Origin of the sequence: Paenibacillus sp. FSL R10-2771, from assembly GCF_038000205.1 — a bacterium.
In the GTDB taxonomy this organism is placed as follows: domain Bacteria; phylum Bacillota; class Bacilli; order Paenibacillales; family Paenibacillaceae; genus Paenibacillus_AQ; species Paenibacillus_AQ phytohabitans.
Window position 1 is genome coordinate 6,444,735 of the sequence record NZ_JBBOBM010000001.1, and the last position, 15,722, is coordinate 6,460,456.

Consider the following 15,722-nt stretch of genomic DNA (forward strand, 5'->3'; position numbering starts at 1 on the left):
CAAGAAAATTAGCTGTAAACCTATACATTTTGTTTCATAGTGTTATAATCACTTTGATTTATTCACACGAAATAAGAAAAACAGAAGCAGGTGATCAGATGTTTGAACTTAAATGGCTGTGGCAAAACCTGGAGGGCAACCGGGCACGGTATATCGTGGCACTTTGTCTCTCGGTAGTGGGCTCAAGTCTAACGATTGTGAACCCTTACCTCAGCCAGCGTATCGTCGATACGTTTATAGCCGGCGACCATGCAGGGCAGAATCTTGCTACAGAGAGGGGTCTGCTCATCGCGCTCTGCCTGGGCATGATTGGCTTTTCCCTGCTCCGTACAGGTCTGGCTTATCTAACGACCATGCAGTACGAAATATCCTCCCAGAATATGATGTACAACATCCGCATTTATTTGTACAACAAGATTCAGGGGCAGGACCGGGAGTATTATGACCGCAACCGTACCGGTGATCTTATGACCAAGATGACAGGCGATCTGGATATGGTCCGGCATTCGATGGCGTGGATTTTCAAGACGATCATTGAATCGCTGACGATTTTTCTGGCGGCCGTTATTTATTTCCTTACGATCGATGTCCAGCTGACGCTGTGGATGCTGATCCTGTCGCCACCGATTTTTGTCGTGGCCTTTATCTTCGCCAAACGTGTCCGTCCCATGTACATTGATCTGCGCGAGCGGCTGTCCCAGCTTAACACGACGACCCAGGAGAACATTTCAGGCAACCGTGTAGTCAAGGCTTTCGCCCGGGAAGAGTTTGAGATTGCCAAATTCACGGAGAAGAACGTCAACTACTCTGTGGCGAACAAGAAGGCGGCCCTCGTCTGGCTCGATTACTTTCCTTATCTGGAGTCCTTCGCCCAAGCCTTCAACGTCATCCTGATGCTGGCCGGCGGTTACTTCCTGATGCACGGCCGGATCACCTTTGGTGAATTCGCAGCCTTCTCTTCGCTTATCTGGGCGGTATCCAACCCTATGCGCAATATCGGGATTATTATCAATGATATCCAGCGCTTTTTTGCCAGCTTATCCAAAATCGTTGATATCTATTATGCCCGCCCCGCTATTGTGAACGAGCACAATGTCACAGAGAGCCGCCGCTATGAGGGCCGGATTGAGTTCGAGCATGTCCGGTTCAAATATGACAGCGCTACCGTGCTGGATGATCTGAGCTTCACGATTGAACCCGGCGAAACGATCGCCATTATGGGCGCAACAGGCTCAGGCAAGACATCGCTGATCAACCTGATCCCCCGGTTCTACGATGTGGCCGGAGGCCGCGTGCTGGTAGACGGCAGAGATGTCCGTGAGCTTGAGCTTGATGAACTGCGCGGGAATATCGGGATGGCTACGCAGGACGTCCTCCTGTTCTCCGATACGATCGACGGCAACATCGCTTATGGCGACCCTGAGCTTACGGAAGAAGAAGCGCAGGCCTATGCCGGCCTCGCAGCAGCCCATGACTTCATCGTCAAAATGCCGGAAGGCTATGACACGGTAGTCGGCGAACGCGGTGTCGGCTTGTCCGGGGGACAGAAGCAGCGTATTGCGCTTGCCCGCGCGCTGGCAGTCCGCCGTCCAATCCTGATCCTGGATGATACGACGTCTGCGGTCGATCTGGAGACGGAGGAGCATATTCAGCGGAGTCTGCGTGAGCTGGAGTATCCCTGCACGAAGATTATCATTGCACAGCGGGTATCCACTACCGCCCAGGCAGACCGCATCCTGATCTTAGAGGGCGGCCGTCTGATTGAGGAAGGCACCCACGCCGAGCTGCTGGCCAAGCGGGGGTATTACTACGATGTATTCATGCTGCAGAACGAGGGCATTGGAAGGCAGGTGACCGAGAGTGGCCAGGAATAAATTCGATGTCGATGAGAATCTGGAATCGCCGTTTAATATTAAGCATTTCCGGCGGGCTATGGTCTATATCAGACGCAAGAAGAAACCGATGATTCTCGCATTCGTGCTTAGCGCACTGTCAGCGGCTATCGCCCTATCCGCCCCGCTGATTATGCAGCATGTGGTAGACGTAACCATTCCCGCCAAAGATATGGGCGCGCTGGTCGGCTGGTCCGCGCTGATGCTGGCGACCATTGTGGTCAGCGTAATTCTGGCTACTATCCGCTCACGGATTATGACCAGTGTCGGGCAGGATATTATCTTCGATATCCGTACCGATCTGTTCAAGCATCTGCAGGATTTGCCGTTCAAATATTACGATGACCGGCCGCAGGGCAAGATCCTGATCCGGGTTGTTAACTACGTCAATGCGGTATCCGACGTGTTGTCGAACGGAATTATTAACTTTATCCTGGAAATCGTGAATCTGATCTTCATCGCTGCCTTCATGTTCGCCGTTGATGTCCGGCTCTCCTTCGTCATCCTTGCCGGACTGCCTGTATTCCTCGGTGTCATGCTGCTCATCAAAACCCGGCAGCGCCGGGCATGGCAGGCGGTATCGAACAAAAGCTCCAATCTGAACGCCTATCTGCAGGAAAGTATCAGCGGTATCGGCGTAACGCAGATGTTCTCCCGGGAACAGCGCAATGAGGGCGTCTTCACGCGTCTGGCCGGTAACTTCCGCACAGAATGGATGCGGGCGCTGCGTTACAACACGCTTATCCCGTTCACTGTCGATAACTTGTCTACTATGGTTACGGCAATGATTTTCCTGGTCGGCCTGCTGACTCTGAACCCGCAGAGCATGACGCTCGGCGTCATTCTCGCGATGAGCAGTTATGCCGCCCGCTTCTGGCAGCCGATTCTCAATCTATCCCAGCTGTACAATAACTTCATTAATGCGGTAGCCTATCTGGAGCGTATCTTCGAAACGCTGGATGAGCCGGTTACCGTCAGCGATATTCCCGGGGCGAAGGCGCTGCCGCCCGTTCAGGGCCGGGTCACCTTCGACGATGTAACCTTCGCCTACGATCCGGGACTGAACATCCTGGAGAACATCTCCTTCGATGTCGCAGCCGGAGAGAGCATCGCCCTGGTCGGTCCGACCGGTGCAGGTAAAACTACGGTCGTCAATCTGATCTCGCGCTTCTATAACCTTACCGGCGGCAGAATCCTGATCGACGGGCAGGATATTGCCGGGATCACGCTGAAATCGCTGCGCAGCCAGATGGGGATTATGCTGCAGGACAGCTTCATCTTCTCGGGAACGATTCTGGATAATATCCGCTACGGCAGACCGGATGCCACCGAGCAAGAGGTCATCGCCGCTGCGAAGGCTGTCTGCGCCGATGATTTCATCCGTGAATTTGACCAGGGCTACCTGACGGAGGTTAATGAGCGCGGCTCCAAGCTGTCCCAGGGACAGCGACAGCTCATCTCGTTCGCCAGAACCCTGCTGGCCAATCCGCGCATTCTCATTCTGGATGAAGCCACTTCTTCCATTGACGCGCAGACCGAGCGTCTGCTCCAGAAGGGTCTGAATGAGCTGCTTAAGGGACGTACCTCGTTCATCATCGCGCACCGGCTGTCCACCGTGAAGAACTGCGACCGCATCATGTATGTCTCGAATAAGGGCATTGCGGAAAGCGGCTCGCATGATGAGCTGATCGCCCGCCGCGGCCTCTACCACCGGCTCTATACGGCGCAGAAGATGGAAGCATAAGCCTCCCCCGCAAAGTGAGGCTCCAGCTTCGAAGATAACTCAAGTACTTTGCAGGGACCCCAAAAATTAACCCAATAATTTAGTTCTTACAGCATCAAAAAGCTCAAGCCTATTAACGGGCCTGAGCTTTTTTTTATCTTATTGTCACACCTGAATATAATCTTCCCTAAGCATACTGTATATCTCCAGATCGACAATTCCTTTGCCTGACCATAAGGCGGCTTGCCGCAGCATCCCCTCCTTGATGAAACCGGTCTTCAGGAGCACCTTCTTGGACGGTTCATTCATCAGCATCACTTCCGCCTGAACTCTGTTCACCTGAACCTCTCTGAAGATATAATCCAGCAGGACTTCAACAGCCTTAGAAGCAATGCCTTGGCCCCAATGGGCTTCCGCCAGGAAGTAGCCGATCGTCACCATATTCACCTTCTGATTGAAATCACAGGCTTCAATTATTCCGAGCAGACGCCCCTCCTCACCACTGGCAAAGATTCCCCACTTGATCCTTGATCTTTTGGCGTAGTCCCGTTCGAAATGTCCTATCATATTGCTGACTGTAGCCTTGTTATGCTTCGGAATGATCCCGCAATATTCAAAGACCTTGTCATTGCTGTAAATGTCAAACAGCTCGTCCAGATGAGACTCCTCAATTCGGTTCAATACAAGTTCATCTGATCTTAGTACAGGAAACCGTTCAAATACAACATCCAAATTCATTCCCGCCACTCCATTCTCCGAAACTTATACGCGCTGCTTAATGGGGATATACAAATCAACCTTACACTTGCCTTCCTGATCCTTCATGGGATCATTCAGACAGAATTCGAGGCAGGGCCTGTCGTCCGCTTCATATCCGCTGCGGGGCAACCATACACTGAACATGCTGTCATACGCGAGAACCAATTTGTCCACCGTATCGTAGTATGAATACACTGCATACATGCCGCCGGATACTGTCTTGAATTCCACCTGCAGCCGGTGCGTCTCCCGATCAAACCCTTCCGGAAGGGTGACGCAGGCATCATACCGGCAAGCAGACTCCTCTACGAGATCCCCGTCATCCAACGATATTCCGATAAACTGCTGATTCCCTCCATGAATACCCCGCTGGTCTGCCCAGCGGCTTAGCTTGTCCCATGCGCTATACGTATCCAGGTAACTTCCAATATGCCTGATATAAGCAACTTCAACCTCAGGGATCTGCCTGATTTCTACCATACTATCCCAAGCCCTCCTTAACAGCGGATTACTTCTTGCTCTATTGTAATCTGCCAGGGAAGCTGATTCTGCCTGCATATTGCTGAGGGATGATACGAAATTGCTATTTCTCCGGCTGCTGTTCCTGATACTGCCCGGTGTACAGCCATAATACCGTTTGAAATGGGCATTAAAGACCGATACCGATTCGAAACCGCTTTGACCTGCAACCTCCAGAATAGTCTTATTCGTTTCGGTCAGCAGCAACAGTGAGTGCTGTATACGCTTCCTGTTTACAAAGGCCATGGGAGTCAAACCGACCATAGCTGTGAATATTCTGCTGAAATGAAATTTGGAGAAATGGGAGATCTCCGCCAGCGTATCGAGCTTAAGCGGCTGACTGCTGTGTTCCTCTATGTATGCAATGACCTTATCGATCCGCTCTCTATAATCAAGATTCATCGCTGAATTCCCCGCTTCATTCATGATACAATGCATTACAAATATTAGCAGATGAGGTGATAAATAATGGTTACAAATTTGTATTTGGTAAGGCATGCGCACTCGGCTTATTCTGCCGATGAATTAAACAGACCTTTATCTGAACGCGGACAGGCAGATGCGCGGAGGGTCAGCGGACTGCTCATCCAAGAGAATATTCATGTCCTGATCTCCAGTCCCTATAAACGGGCAATACAGACCATTGAAGGACTGGCCGGCCCCCTGGGCCTTGAACCTGTAATCGAAGAGGATTTCAGAGAACGGTTGTTGTCCGGCGGACCTGTCAGTGACTTCGGCCAGGCCATTGCGAAGGTATGGGAGAATCCCTCTTTTGCCTGGGAAGGCGGAGAATCTAACCTGATTGCCCAGGACAGGGGAGTTCAGGCACTCCACAAAGTATTGCAGCAATACCAAGGCAGTAACGCCGTCATCGGGACTCACGGTAACATTATGGTCTTAATCATGAATGCGCTGGATAAGCGTTATGATTACGGCTTCTGGAAGCAGCTGGATATGCCGGATATCTATAAGCTAAGCTTCAATGGAGACACACTTACCGGCGTGCAGCGGATTTGGAACAGGACCTGACTCTGGTTAAACTGGACAGACTGCTGTCACAGCTCTATGGTATAACCAATGTAAAGGAGTGAGCGCTATGGCAAGCTATGAATATTCGTCCAAACAGGAGCTGATGGAAACGATCCATACCCTCTACCTGCTCTTGGACGCCGAGTATGACGGTATTGACGATAAGTATAAGGATACGCGAATTCCTGAAGTGGATAAAACCCCCGCCGAGATCATCGCCTATCAGCTGGGATGGCTGGAGCTGGTGAGGAGCTGGGATCAGAAAGAGCTGGAAGGACAGGCCTTCCTAATGCCCGCCCAGGATTATAAGTGGAATGAGCTGGGCGGATTATATCAGTCCTTTTACAGCACATATTCTGAGTATTCACTGACTGAACTGCGCAGCCTATTCCGGCAATCAGAGCAGCAGTGGCTGGACTGGGTCAGCACATTAACGGAAGAAGAGCTGTTCATCCAGGGCTCACGTAAATGGACCGGAACCAAGGACAACTGGCCCATGGCCCGGTGGATTCACATCAACTCAGCAGCTCCGTTCAAATCCTTCCGGGGGAAGATCAGAAAGTGGAAAAAGCATTTCCCCGCCACGCTGGCATAACCTCCACTACCCGGCCGGCTCATTGCTGGCTATTGCTCTCTATTGCTGGCTGCTGCCCGTTCCCCTATCCGTCCCCTGACTGCCGCCTCTGCGCGTGCCTCCCCGATCCATCCCCCGGCCGCCGCCATTGAAATTCGTGCCGCCGTTCATGCCGGGGAACCCGCCCGACCTGGAGTTGAAATCGTCACTTGAGATCTTCTGGGCAGTAATTGCCTCACAAGAGGTGAGCACCAGCGAACAGCTAAGCACAGCAATGAGTAAGGTGATGCGAAATTTCTTAGTCTGCATCTTTAGCCGCATGTTGAGCCGCATGCCCAAGCCCCCTTTTCGTGGTCAGAAGTTCATAGACATCTTTAAAGCCCATATAGGATAAAACAATCAGCAGCGGATATACCGGATAAATATACCGGGCCTTGATCTCCCAGAGCAGATAGAAGCCGATGAAGCCCAGAATCACCAGCACCAAAGAGGTTTCCGCATACCGCTTAGCCCGAATACTACTGATCAGCCGGAAGAGAATAAAGCCATACATCAGTAAATTCTGCATATATACCACCCATTGCAGCCCGCTCCGGTAATTCGAATCTCCCTTAAGCAGCTCTGATGCAGAGGTGGAATAGATATAGCGGTCCATCACAAAGCCGTTTCGTCCCCCGCCGCCGATAGAGGTTCCATCATTCCCGATGCCGTACCGTTCAAACTGATACGTTCCTTCGGTCCAGATCCATACGAGCTTTTTATAATACATTCCGGCAAGCTCCCCTAGAGTAGCCTCAGAGAGCTTATTGCTGATGGACGCTTTGAACAGCTCCACGCTCTCCGCTTTATTGTAGCCGGCATCCTGCTGATAGATATTATAGCTCTCCCGGTTATCCCAGAAGCCGAGCGTCTCCAGATTGATCCCCATATTCAGCCACATATAGACCGGCGCAGCATTGCTGGACGGCGATTCGTCCACGATACCTGTGGCCTGGAGCGCAGCGTTCTGCGTCCAGCCCGGAATGTTAAATATCAGCAGCGTTATGCCTATGGAGGCAATGGCTTTTTTCAGCCCAAGATGACGCAGGTTAAATAGCAGACAGATAAGCACGGCAATCAGGAAGATCATACCGGTACTCCGGAAATAGTTGCCGAGTGCCAGCAGGATGGCCGCAAACACGATATCCCTCATGGATCTTCTGCGGATGAATGTAACGGCAAAGTACAAAGCGCTGGTCAGCAGAGCTGTGGCAATCACATCATTATAGATAAAGTTGCTCATAAACAAAGACGGAATATAGGTCGCAGCGAACACCAGGACACCATAGTCATTCGATCGGGACTTGGCATTCAGCTCTTTGTACAGCAGATAGATCATTAGCGTGGTGACCAGCGAGAACAGGATATTGAAGCTTTTGATGACCAGATAATTGTCCGGGAACAGGAACAGCAGCGTCTTCAGGTACAGAACGATTGAGAAATTGAACGGGAACATATACAGATATCCGCCCTGCTGGAAGGATGAATAATCCTTGTTGTACAGCATATCCCACGCCAGCGACAGCACCGTTTGCGAATCGTCCGTCGGCATGCGGGTGAACAGGAAGATGATCACGAGTTGAATGGCGGCAGATAATAACAGGACCGCAGGGATGACCATTTGCCTGCTGTATTTATTAAGCTTCAGACAGAGCCTGTACAGCACGTAGCTCAGTCCCAGAACGGCTGCGATCAGCAGGATAAAGAGCAAGAGATTTTGTTTCTCCAGCACTGTTGTATCACCATAGATTGCATAGTTATATTTCGCCCTGATAAAGAAGGAGGAAGCAATAAACAGCCCTATGAAAAAGGCAAGCAGGACGTATAAAATTCGCTGGTTTCCTTTTACCATGTTAACCTCCTCTACGGCAGCGTCCGTTCTCCATCCGCACATGCCTTGATTTATAAAAGTAGTATAAACACCGAACCTGAATAACAGATGAAGATGGGGTTAAGGTGGATTTCAGATGCGCCAATATACATGGATAAAGCTGAATAGCACGCTCCCCCGCCCAGCAGCAGAGTAAATCCCACAATTTCACCCTCAAAAAATAATAATGTTGTACGTATTACAACTTCGAGTCGTAGATAACCGGGTGTTTGGGAGAATTGTTGTACAAAATACAAGAATCCCCCCGCTGAACTGCCAGTAGGAGGAGAAATGTTGCATTCTGTACAACAATTTTGAAATTCGGCCAATTTATTGAGGAAAATGTTGTATTTGGTGCAGGATTATATAATACTAACCCTTCAGGTTCACTCCTGGATCTGTTTTTCTTTCACGATCTATGATGTTAAAATATGTATAATAAAACAATTCTCTTACCAGGAGATGACCCCGATGCCAATTACCCCCACCCTGCACTTTAACGGGCAATGTGAAGAGGCGATCGCTTTATACACGCAGGCTTTTGACTTAAGAACAAACTATATCCTGCACTACTCTGACGCAGACAAACGGGACTGGGATACCCATCTCACCGGCGAACAGCTCAGCTATGTATATCATTCAGAGGCTTATATTGGTGAGCAGCGCCTGATGCTGGCAGATGAGCTTGAACTGCAATCTGCCGGAAGCCGCTCTTTCTTTCTCACGGTTACTTTTGAAGCTGAGGCTCAGGTAAAGCTGGCTTACGAGGTTCTAACGAGGGAGGGGAGTATCCTTCAGTCCTTACGTAGCACAACCTATAGCTCCTGCATGGCTTCCGTCATAGACAAATTCGGATTTCGCTGGGGGCTTATGACGGAGCAGGCATAGCCGTGCACCCTAACGACAATAATCAGCAATAACTGATCAGGAAAGTGCAATCTTTTGCCAAATATGTTGTGCTACTATGACAGCATTAATAGAGAATGGATGCTGACGATTAGGAATACACATAGAAATCCCCTCCAAGCCCTCTCCAGCCACCGCATCCTAAGATGCTGCTGCCGGAAAGTCTGCCTGAAGGGGATCTGCCGTACTTGAATCTATTTACTTAAGCGAGTTAATCATTAATACCCTAACAGACTCTTTGTCTTCGCAAAAATGTCATTGGCCATCTCCGTATACCGCGTGCTGCCATTCGCTTCAACCTGAGCCGTATACTGGTCCCAGTTGTCCAGCTTTTCCTGGCCGGTCACGAACTTGAGCGTCATGGTCTTGACGTAATCCATCAGCGGCGTCGAGATCAGCTTCATCTGCTCATTCTCTTCAGGAGTAGCCATGATCGGCGGTGCCAGCTTGCGGGTATCCCGTGTCGACTGGACGCGGCTCACGAAGTCTTTCTCCCCATCGGTCATCTTGGACAGCTTCAGCTTCTCAGAGCCGCCGTAGGCAAACATCCCGCCGGCGAAGCCGTAATCCACATTCAGCTGCTTAGCAGCACCTTCATTGATTCCGTTATAATAGATATCCGGATTCAGCACTACATTTCCGTCTGCATCCAGTGTATACGTCTCCCCTTCTACGCCCCATAAGCTGAGCATCTGACCTTCATTAGAGTACCAGAACCAGTCGACGAAGCGGAGCATCTTAATGAACTCTTCTTCGCCCAGGTCATCCAGCGCATTCTGGCTGATCATGATTCCGTTCTCCAGACGGGAGGTTTCGACCTGCAGCTTCCCTTTCGGTCCGCCCGGCTGGTTGATCATGTAGAGCTCGCTATCCGGAACCTGCATCTTGCTCTTGAAATCGGCCATAACCTGATAGATTCCGCTGATCACATAGGTGTCGCCCTTGAAGAACTTGGCTTGTGCCGCATCATCTTCCTGAGTGAAGGATTCAGGGTCCATAATGCCTTCATTGACCAACTTGTTGAAGTAACCCAGATAGTCCTTGAAGTCATCGGAGGCATCGGCAAAAACAAACTGCTGCTTATCCTGGTCAAAGACCAGACCGTTGGATAATCCCCAGCCGGCAGTAACGCCATATTGAACCGCAGCAATGTTCAGTGCGGAATCTCCCTTGAACTGATCAGAGAGGACATAATTGCTGCCTGTGAAGTCCTTGACCTTCTTCATCGCTTCATAGAAGTCTTCGTAGGTCCAGTTGCCCTGCTGGCCTTCAACATCCACTCCTGCAGCCTCAAACACATCCTTGCGGATAATGTAGGAATAACCGCCGCCGGCAATCTCCCACATGCCTGGAAGCACGTAATATTTACCGTCCTCCTTGAGCTTAGCCTTCAAGTCCTCTTCCATTCCCCAATCCTTCACGGCCTTCATATAGTTCGGCATGTACTGCACCCAGTCACTGACAGGTACAATCTGGCCTGTGGCCACGAAAGCGGATTCATCATAAGTCTTAGGAATAATATAAGGAGCATCTCCGCTGTTCACGAGCAGGGATTTCTGGTTCTCATATTCGGTTCTTGCCGTAATGGCCAGATCGAAGTTTACATTCGTTTTCTCCTGGATCGCACTCCACAGCCGCCAGTCTTTATTATATGGATAATTCTCATGGTCGCTGTACATCATGGAGTAGGTTACCGGTTCATTCGAGTGGAAGGTCTGATCTGCGCCAAAGGTATAATCTTCCGCCCCGGCTGTTGCAGGGGCATTCGTACCCGCAGCATTCGGTGCTGTGGAATTACTGGTGCCCGAAGCCTCTTTATTTCCGGATGAACAAGCTGTCATAGACAACATCAACGCCAGCGATGCCATTGCAAGTGGTTTACTGAATCTCATTGTTTGCCTCCCTTTTTGTGTATAGAGCTATATATAACAGAGAGGGCCATAACCCCCTCCGGTTATACCGTTTATCCTTTGACCGCGCCGATCATCATGCCCTGTACGAAATACTTCTGCACGAAAGGATACACGCAGATGATAGGCAGTGAGGTTAACACCATGGCCGTTGATTTGATGCTAGCCGCAATCTGGCTCGTCTGATCGGAGGATGCCCCGATTTCGGTCGGACTGACCGCGTTGTCGATGATTTGCTTCAGATATAGGGCGACCGGCCATTTCTCTTTCGACTGCAGATAGAGTGACGGTCCGAACCAGTTGTTCCACATGCCGACCATCACGAACAGCATAATGGTTACCAGAATGGGCTTCGATAACGGCAGAATGATTTTGGTGAAAATCCCGAATACCCCCAGACCGTCAACTCTTCCCGCTTCTTCTAATTCATAAGGCAGGCTGGCAAAAAACGTCTTCATCAGGATGACATTGAAGGCGCTGATCGCCCCCGGAATGACAATCGCCCAGATCGTATCCCGCATCTCTAAAGTTTTGGCCACCAGAATATAGTTCGGGATGAGCCCGCCTCCGAAATACATCGTGAATAGTACGAATGGAATGAAGAATTTGTTGAGCCTCAGCTTCTCTTTGGACAGCGGATAGGATATCACTGCCGTTGCGGCCACCGCGATTAAAGTGCCTGTTACGGAATATACAATGGTGTTCCAGTAGTAATGGAAGAAATCCGGCTTGCTCAAGATCACCTCATACGTTTTGGTCGTGAATTCTACCGGGAATAAGGTCACCTTGCCTGCATAGATAGCGGCTTCCGAACTGAAGGACTGGGCTACGAGATAGACGAATGGATATAAGGTGAAGATGACAATCAGAATCATAAATATACTGTTCAAAATGTTAAACAAGTTAAAGGTTGAGGTTCGCTTCACGGGTTCGGCTCCTTTCTACCACAGGCTTGATTTCGTAGTTCTTTTGGATACGGTATTGGCAATCGTCACCAGGATCAGTCCAATAATCCCTTCGAACAAGCCTACCGCTGTCGCATAGCTGAAGTTCCCTCCGGTGATCCCCATCCGGTACACATAGGTAGAGATAACATCAGCGGTTTCGTAGGTAAGCGGATTGTACAGCAGCAGGATTTTCTCGAAATTGGAACCCAGAATACTGCCGATATCCAGAATCAGGAGCACCATAATCGTCGGCAGAATGCCGGGAATGGTCACATGCTTCGCCAGCTTGAAGCGGTTAGCGCCATCAATCTTCGCTGCCTCATACAATGATGGATCGATGCCGGTCATCGCGGCCAGATAGAGAATCGTTCCCCAGCCCAGGCTCTGCCAGACGCCGGAGGTAACATAGATCACCGGAAACCACTGCGGCAGGGAGATGAAGGAGATTGTTTCCAGTCCAAAGGACGTCAGAACGCTATTCAGGGGGCCCGTTAAAGAAACCACCTCTTTAATCATCCCTGCGACGATAACCATGGAGATGAAATGCGGAAGATAGGATACCGTCTGGACGAATTTCTTCCATTTGATCCTCCGTATTTCGTTAAGCAGAAGCGCAAATGACAAAGTAACAGGGAATTTTACCAGCAGATAACTAACACTTAAAGTAAGATCATTGAAAAAAGCCCGCCAAAATGTCGGATCCTTCATAAACATCTCGAAGTACGTAAACCCGACCCATTCCGTACCCAGGATATTAGGCCCGCCTCTGTACTTCCGGAAAGCAATAATGTTCCCCAGCATCGGCGCATACTTGAAAATAATGAAGTAGATTACCGGGATGACCAGAAACGAATATAGCTTCCATTCTTGTTTAACATGCTTCCATAAGGGAATTCTGTCCGCCTTCTTGCGTGGAATCATGCCTGCAGTCTTGGCTTTAGCAGGAACTGCCATGTCATCATCACTTCCTCACGAATAATTCACTCTAGCAGGGACGGCTGCCTGAAGCTTGCGGGCGGGTTCGCGGCTGTCCGGATGTAATCGCTTTCTGCTCCATCAATGTACTTGCTAACCCGGCGGCTCATCAATGTTCAATACCGGAAATGATGTACGTTAACCTGCAATTGGTGGTTGACATCTTGAAACGGATAGACGGTTTCGCGTATTTCCGCTCTGGAAACCAAAAAAGATGACCTCCGGCAACCGGAGATCATCTGTCACTCTGCCTCACTATCCTGTTTCACTATCCTGTTTCACTGGATCGCCTTGTATTTCCCCGGCGTAATCCCTTCATACTTCTTAAATACCCGGATAAACGCATGGCTGCTGGCAAATCCAACCTTCTCGGCGGTATCGTCGATGCTGGCCCCTTCGAGCAGCAGAACCTTGGCTGCTTCAACCCGGCTCTGGCTGATATAATCACGCAGTCCGACCTGCCCTGTCTGTTCGCGGAACAACCGGGATACATACTGCGGCGTCAATCCGAAATGATCGCCGATCTGTGACACACTCAGGTTCTTGTCGCTGTAGTTCTCCTGCACGAACGCTGTAACCTTCTCGCCGATACCGGCACTCGTCTGCAGATTAGGCTTACTGCGGAGCACCGTGCATACCCGCTCAAAGATATCGAGCAGCTCCTGCTCGAATTCAGGCTTCGTGGTGCAGGACAGCAGCCGCTTGAGCGGCCGCCATTCATCCCAGGCGATGCTGGCCTGCTCTTGATCAGGAATGGCCTTAATCATCGTAGCCGCTACATCAAGCAGGATGCATTTCGAAATTTCATGCGACCTCTCTCTTTGGAACGCTTGCTGTAAGATACTATTAATCATCTCGTTGGCCTTATCAAATTCATCGGCCTTCAGGAAGTTGATCAGCATCATCTGGTCATTCACCGTGAAGAAATAACTGCCGGCGCTTGGCTTGATGCTTCCATACCAGATCAGCATCTCATCTCCGAGCACGCTGCGGTATTCCTGGGCTTCCAGGGCTTGAAGGAACGCGAGATTCACGCCGTTCAGACCTGTCTGCAGCTCACTGCCCACTGTGGTGAAGCGGAGCTTGTACCGGAGAGTAATGAATTCGTAGGCTTGGGCCAGATCATCCTCGATATCATCCTTCCAGTGCTCTGCACGCTCCGGAGCTACGTTCACGACCGCCGCCAGCATGCCGTCCATATCTGTGAAATTGATCGTCCAATGATTGCTGACCAGGTCGGCAACAATATTGGATACAATAAATTGGGATAACGCGAGATCCTGTATCCCATCGTCATCGCTATCGATATAGAACAGCAGCACTGCGAAATGATCAGTCGTCCAATTCAGCTTATACATCTTTGCCAGCTCCGTGAACGGGACGTTACGGTCGGCCTGACCTTTCAGGAGCCTCCCTAAATAGTAATTCTGCAGCACGCGCAGCTGTTGATCATGCTTATTGTTCGTATCATCCCGTTCCCTGATCGTCTCCAGAACATTCCTGCGGATGAAGGTATATTCATCCAGGTATTCACCGGTGCCCTGCGCCGGATTGCGGTTGAATACGCTGACCAGCTCTTTGATCGGATCATAGTTTTTGCGGGCGAAATAATAGATAACCACACTGCCTACCGCAAAGCACAGCAATAATCCGTACATGTTCATCGTCCGCATTCCCCCGATATGCTCCCAGAAGACATCGGTCGGAAACACGCTGATATACTTCCAGCCTGTCGTATCGGACGACTCGATGGTGATCATCGATTTAACTCCCTGAAAGGTGCTCGTAAAGGTGCCGGTGCCGCGGTCATTCCATTCCTGATAAGCCGAAGGTTCGATCAGCGTATCTCCAGCATTCTGAATCATAATCTGGCCGTTTGTGTCCATAATAAATACCCGGCCCCGCTCTACCCAGTCGATATTCGCGAGCATCGTCATCATCTTCTCCACATTAAGCGGTATGATGAGTGCGCCTGTTAGTTCGGCAGTCGCCTGAATCGGCAACGAACGGATATAGAACGGGGTATACGTAACTTTTTTATCCGGATTCTTGAGCGGAAGCAGCACGTATTCACCCGAATGATGCTGGCCCATAAGCTGCTGCCAATCATCGTAAGCGAACGTATCCGTCTGAAGCTTCATCTCATAAAAAGATTGTTCTTCTATATAGGTCTCACTGGAAAGCACCGACTGCAGCGGTTTCGAATATAAGTTAATCTCCTTAATGAAGTTGTTGGCAGATAACATTTTGCCCAGCTCCTGCTTCAGCCCGTATATTTTGTAAGCGTTATCAGGTGTGGATGAAGACAGAAAGCCTTTCACTTCGGAATGAACGGCCAGCTGCGTAGCAAGGCTCTCTGTCTGCAGCAGCTCCCCGTCCACAATATATCTTACCTGCTGAAGCATCGCTCTGCTTGCCAGCTTAATCTCATTTTTCACAACTTCTCTCGTCTGACCATAGATGATCACACTAAGAATGACAGGTATGCACAGAATCACCGCATACGAGACAATTAACCGGAAAACTACACTTTGTGTGAAGTGACCCCTTTCCAAATTCAATTGCAATCCCCCTAATTC

General features: G+C 50.1%; 13 protein-coding genes. 5 read left to right on the plus strand and 8 right to left on the minus strand.

The features are described from left to right. The first annotated feature begins 98 nt into the window (after nt 1-98). Complete coding sequence (locus NSU14_RS27810; protein WP_042133617.1) at nt 99-1,874, plus strand: ABC transporter ATP-binding protein; 1,776 nt, start codon at nt 99-101, stop codon at nt 1,872-1,874. Further along, entirely contained in the window at nt 1,861-3,636 is a 1,776-nt protein-coding gene (locus NSU14_RS27815) for an ABC transporter ATP-binding protein (protein ID WP_340947949.1), read from the plus strand. Before NSU14_RS27810 ends, NSU14_RS27815 begins: the two co-directional genes overlap by 14 nt. Nucleotides 3,637-3,780: 144 nt before the next feature. Here NSU14_RS27815 and NSU14_RS27820 read toward each other — a convergent pair whose 3' ends face one another. Continuing rightward, nucleotides 3,781-4,353: a GNAT family N-acetyltransferase gene (locus NSU14_RS27820; RefSeq protein ID WP_340947950.1), complete on the minus strand. Its 573-nt coding sequence runs from the start codon at nt 4,351-4,353 to the stop codon at nt 3,781-3,783. A 24-nt stretch (nt 4,354-4,377) separates the two neighbouring features. After that, nucleotides 4,378-5,295, minus strand: a complete 918-nt coding sequence (locus NSU14_RS27825; RefSeq protein WP_340947951.1) for an AraC family transcriptional regulator — start codon at nt 5,293-5,295, stop codon at nt 4,378-4,380. Nucleotides 5,296-5,361: 66 nt separating this feature from the next. Here NSU14_RS27825 and NSU14_RS27830 point away from each other — a divergent pair, with 66 nt between their 5' ends. After that, nucleotides 5,362-5,922 (plus strand): histidine phosphatase family protein, encoded by a 561-nt coding sequence (locus tag NSU14_RS27830; protein WP_340947952.1) that lies wholly within the window; start codon nt 5,362-5,364, stop codon nt 5,920-5,922. A 67-nt stretch (nt 5,923-5,989) separates the two neighbouring features. Next, entirely contained in the window at nt 5,990-6,517 is a 528-nt protein-coding gene (locus tag NSU14_RS27835; protein ID WP_042133608.1) for a ClbS/DfsB family four-helix bundle protein, read from the plus strand. A 39-nt stretch (nt 6,518-6,556) separates the two neighbouring features. On the opposite strand, the gene NSU14_RS27840 is transcribed toward NSU14_RS27835, so the two are convergent. Continuing rightward, on the minus strand, nt 6,557-6,805 hold the full coding sequence (locus tag NSU14_RS27840; RefSeq protein ID WP_340947954.1) for a hypothetical protein: 249 nt from the start codon (nt 6,803-6,805) through the stop codon (nt 6,557-6,559). After that, nucleotides 6,795-8,387, minus strand: a complete 1,593-nt coding sequence (locus NSU14_RS27845; RefSeq protein WP_340947957.1) for a glycosyltransferase family 39 protein — start codon at nt 8,385-8,387, stop codon at nt 6,795-6,797. The genes NSU14_RS27840 and NSU14_RS27845 overlap by 11 nt, the downstream gene beginning before the upstream one ends. Nucleotides 8,388-8,876: 489 nt before the next feature. Here NSU14_RS27845 and NSU14_RS27850 point away from each other — a divergent pair, with 489 nt between their 5' ends. Beyond that, nucleotides 8,877-9,293, plus strand: coding sequence for a VOC family protein (locus tag NSU14_RS27850; RefSeq protein ID WP_076247930.1), 417 nt, complete (start codon nt 8,877-8,879; stop codon nt 9,291-9,293). A gap of 236 nt (nt 9,294-9,529) precedes the next feature. Here the strand turns inward: NSU14_RS27850 and NSU14_RS27855 are convergent, their stop codons facing one another. From NSU14_RS27855 to NSU14_RS27870, 4 genes are all read right to left on the minus strand, one after another. Further along, nucleotides 9,530-11,203 carry an ABC transporter substrate-binding protein gene (locus NSU14_RS27855; RefSeq protein WP_076247927.1) on the minus strand — a complete coding sequence of 558 codons (1,674 nt, stop codon included), beginning with the start codon at nt 11,201-11,203 and terminating at the stop codon, nt 9,530-9,532. A gap of 71 nt (nt 11,204-11,274) precedes the next feature. Then, entirely contained in the window at nt 11,275-12,147 is an 873-nt protein-coding gene (locus tag NSU14_RS27860) for a carbohydrate ABC transporter permease (protein ID WP_042133598.1), read from the minus strand. 15 nt (nt 12,148-12,162) lie between these two features. Then, nucleotides 12,163-13,122, minus strand: coding sequence for an ABC transporter permease (locus NSU14_RS27865; protein ID WP_081969822.1), 960 nt, complete (start codon nt 13,120-13,122; stop codon nt 12,163-12,165). A 299-nt stretch (nt 13,123-13,421) separates the two neighbouring features. Further along, nucleotides 13,422-15,704 carry a helix-turn-helix domain-containing protein gene (locus tag NSU14_RS27870; RefSeq protein ID WP_076247924.1) on the minus strand — a complete coding sequence of 761 codons (2,283 nt, stop codon included), beginning with the start codon at nt 15,702-15,704 and terminating at the stop codon, nt 13,422-13,424. Nucleotides 15,705-15,722: the final 18 nt, after the last annotated feature.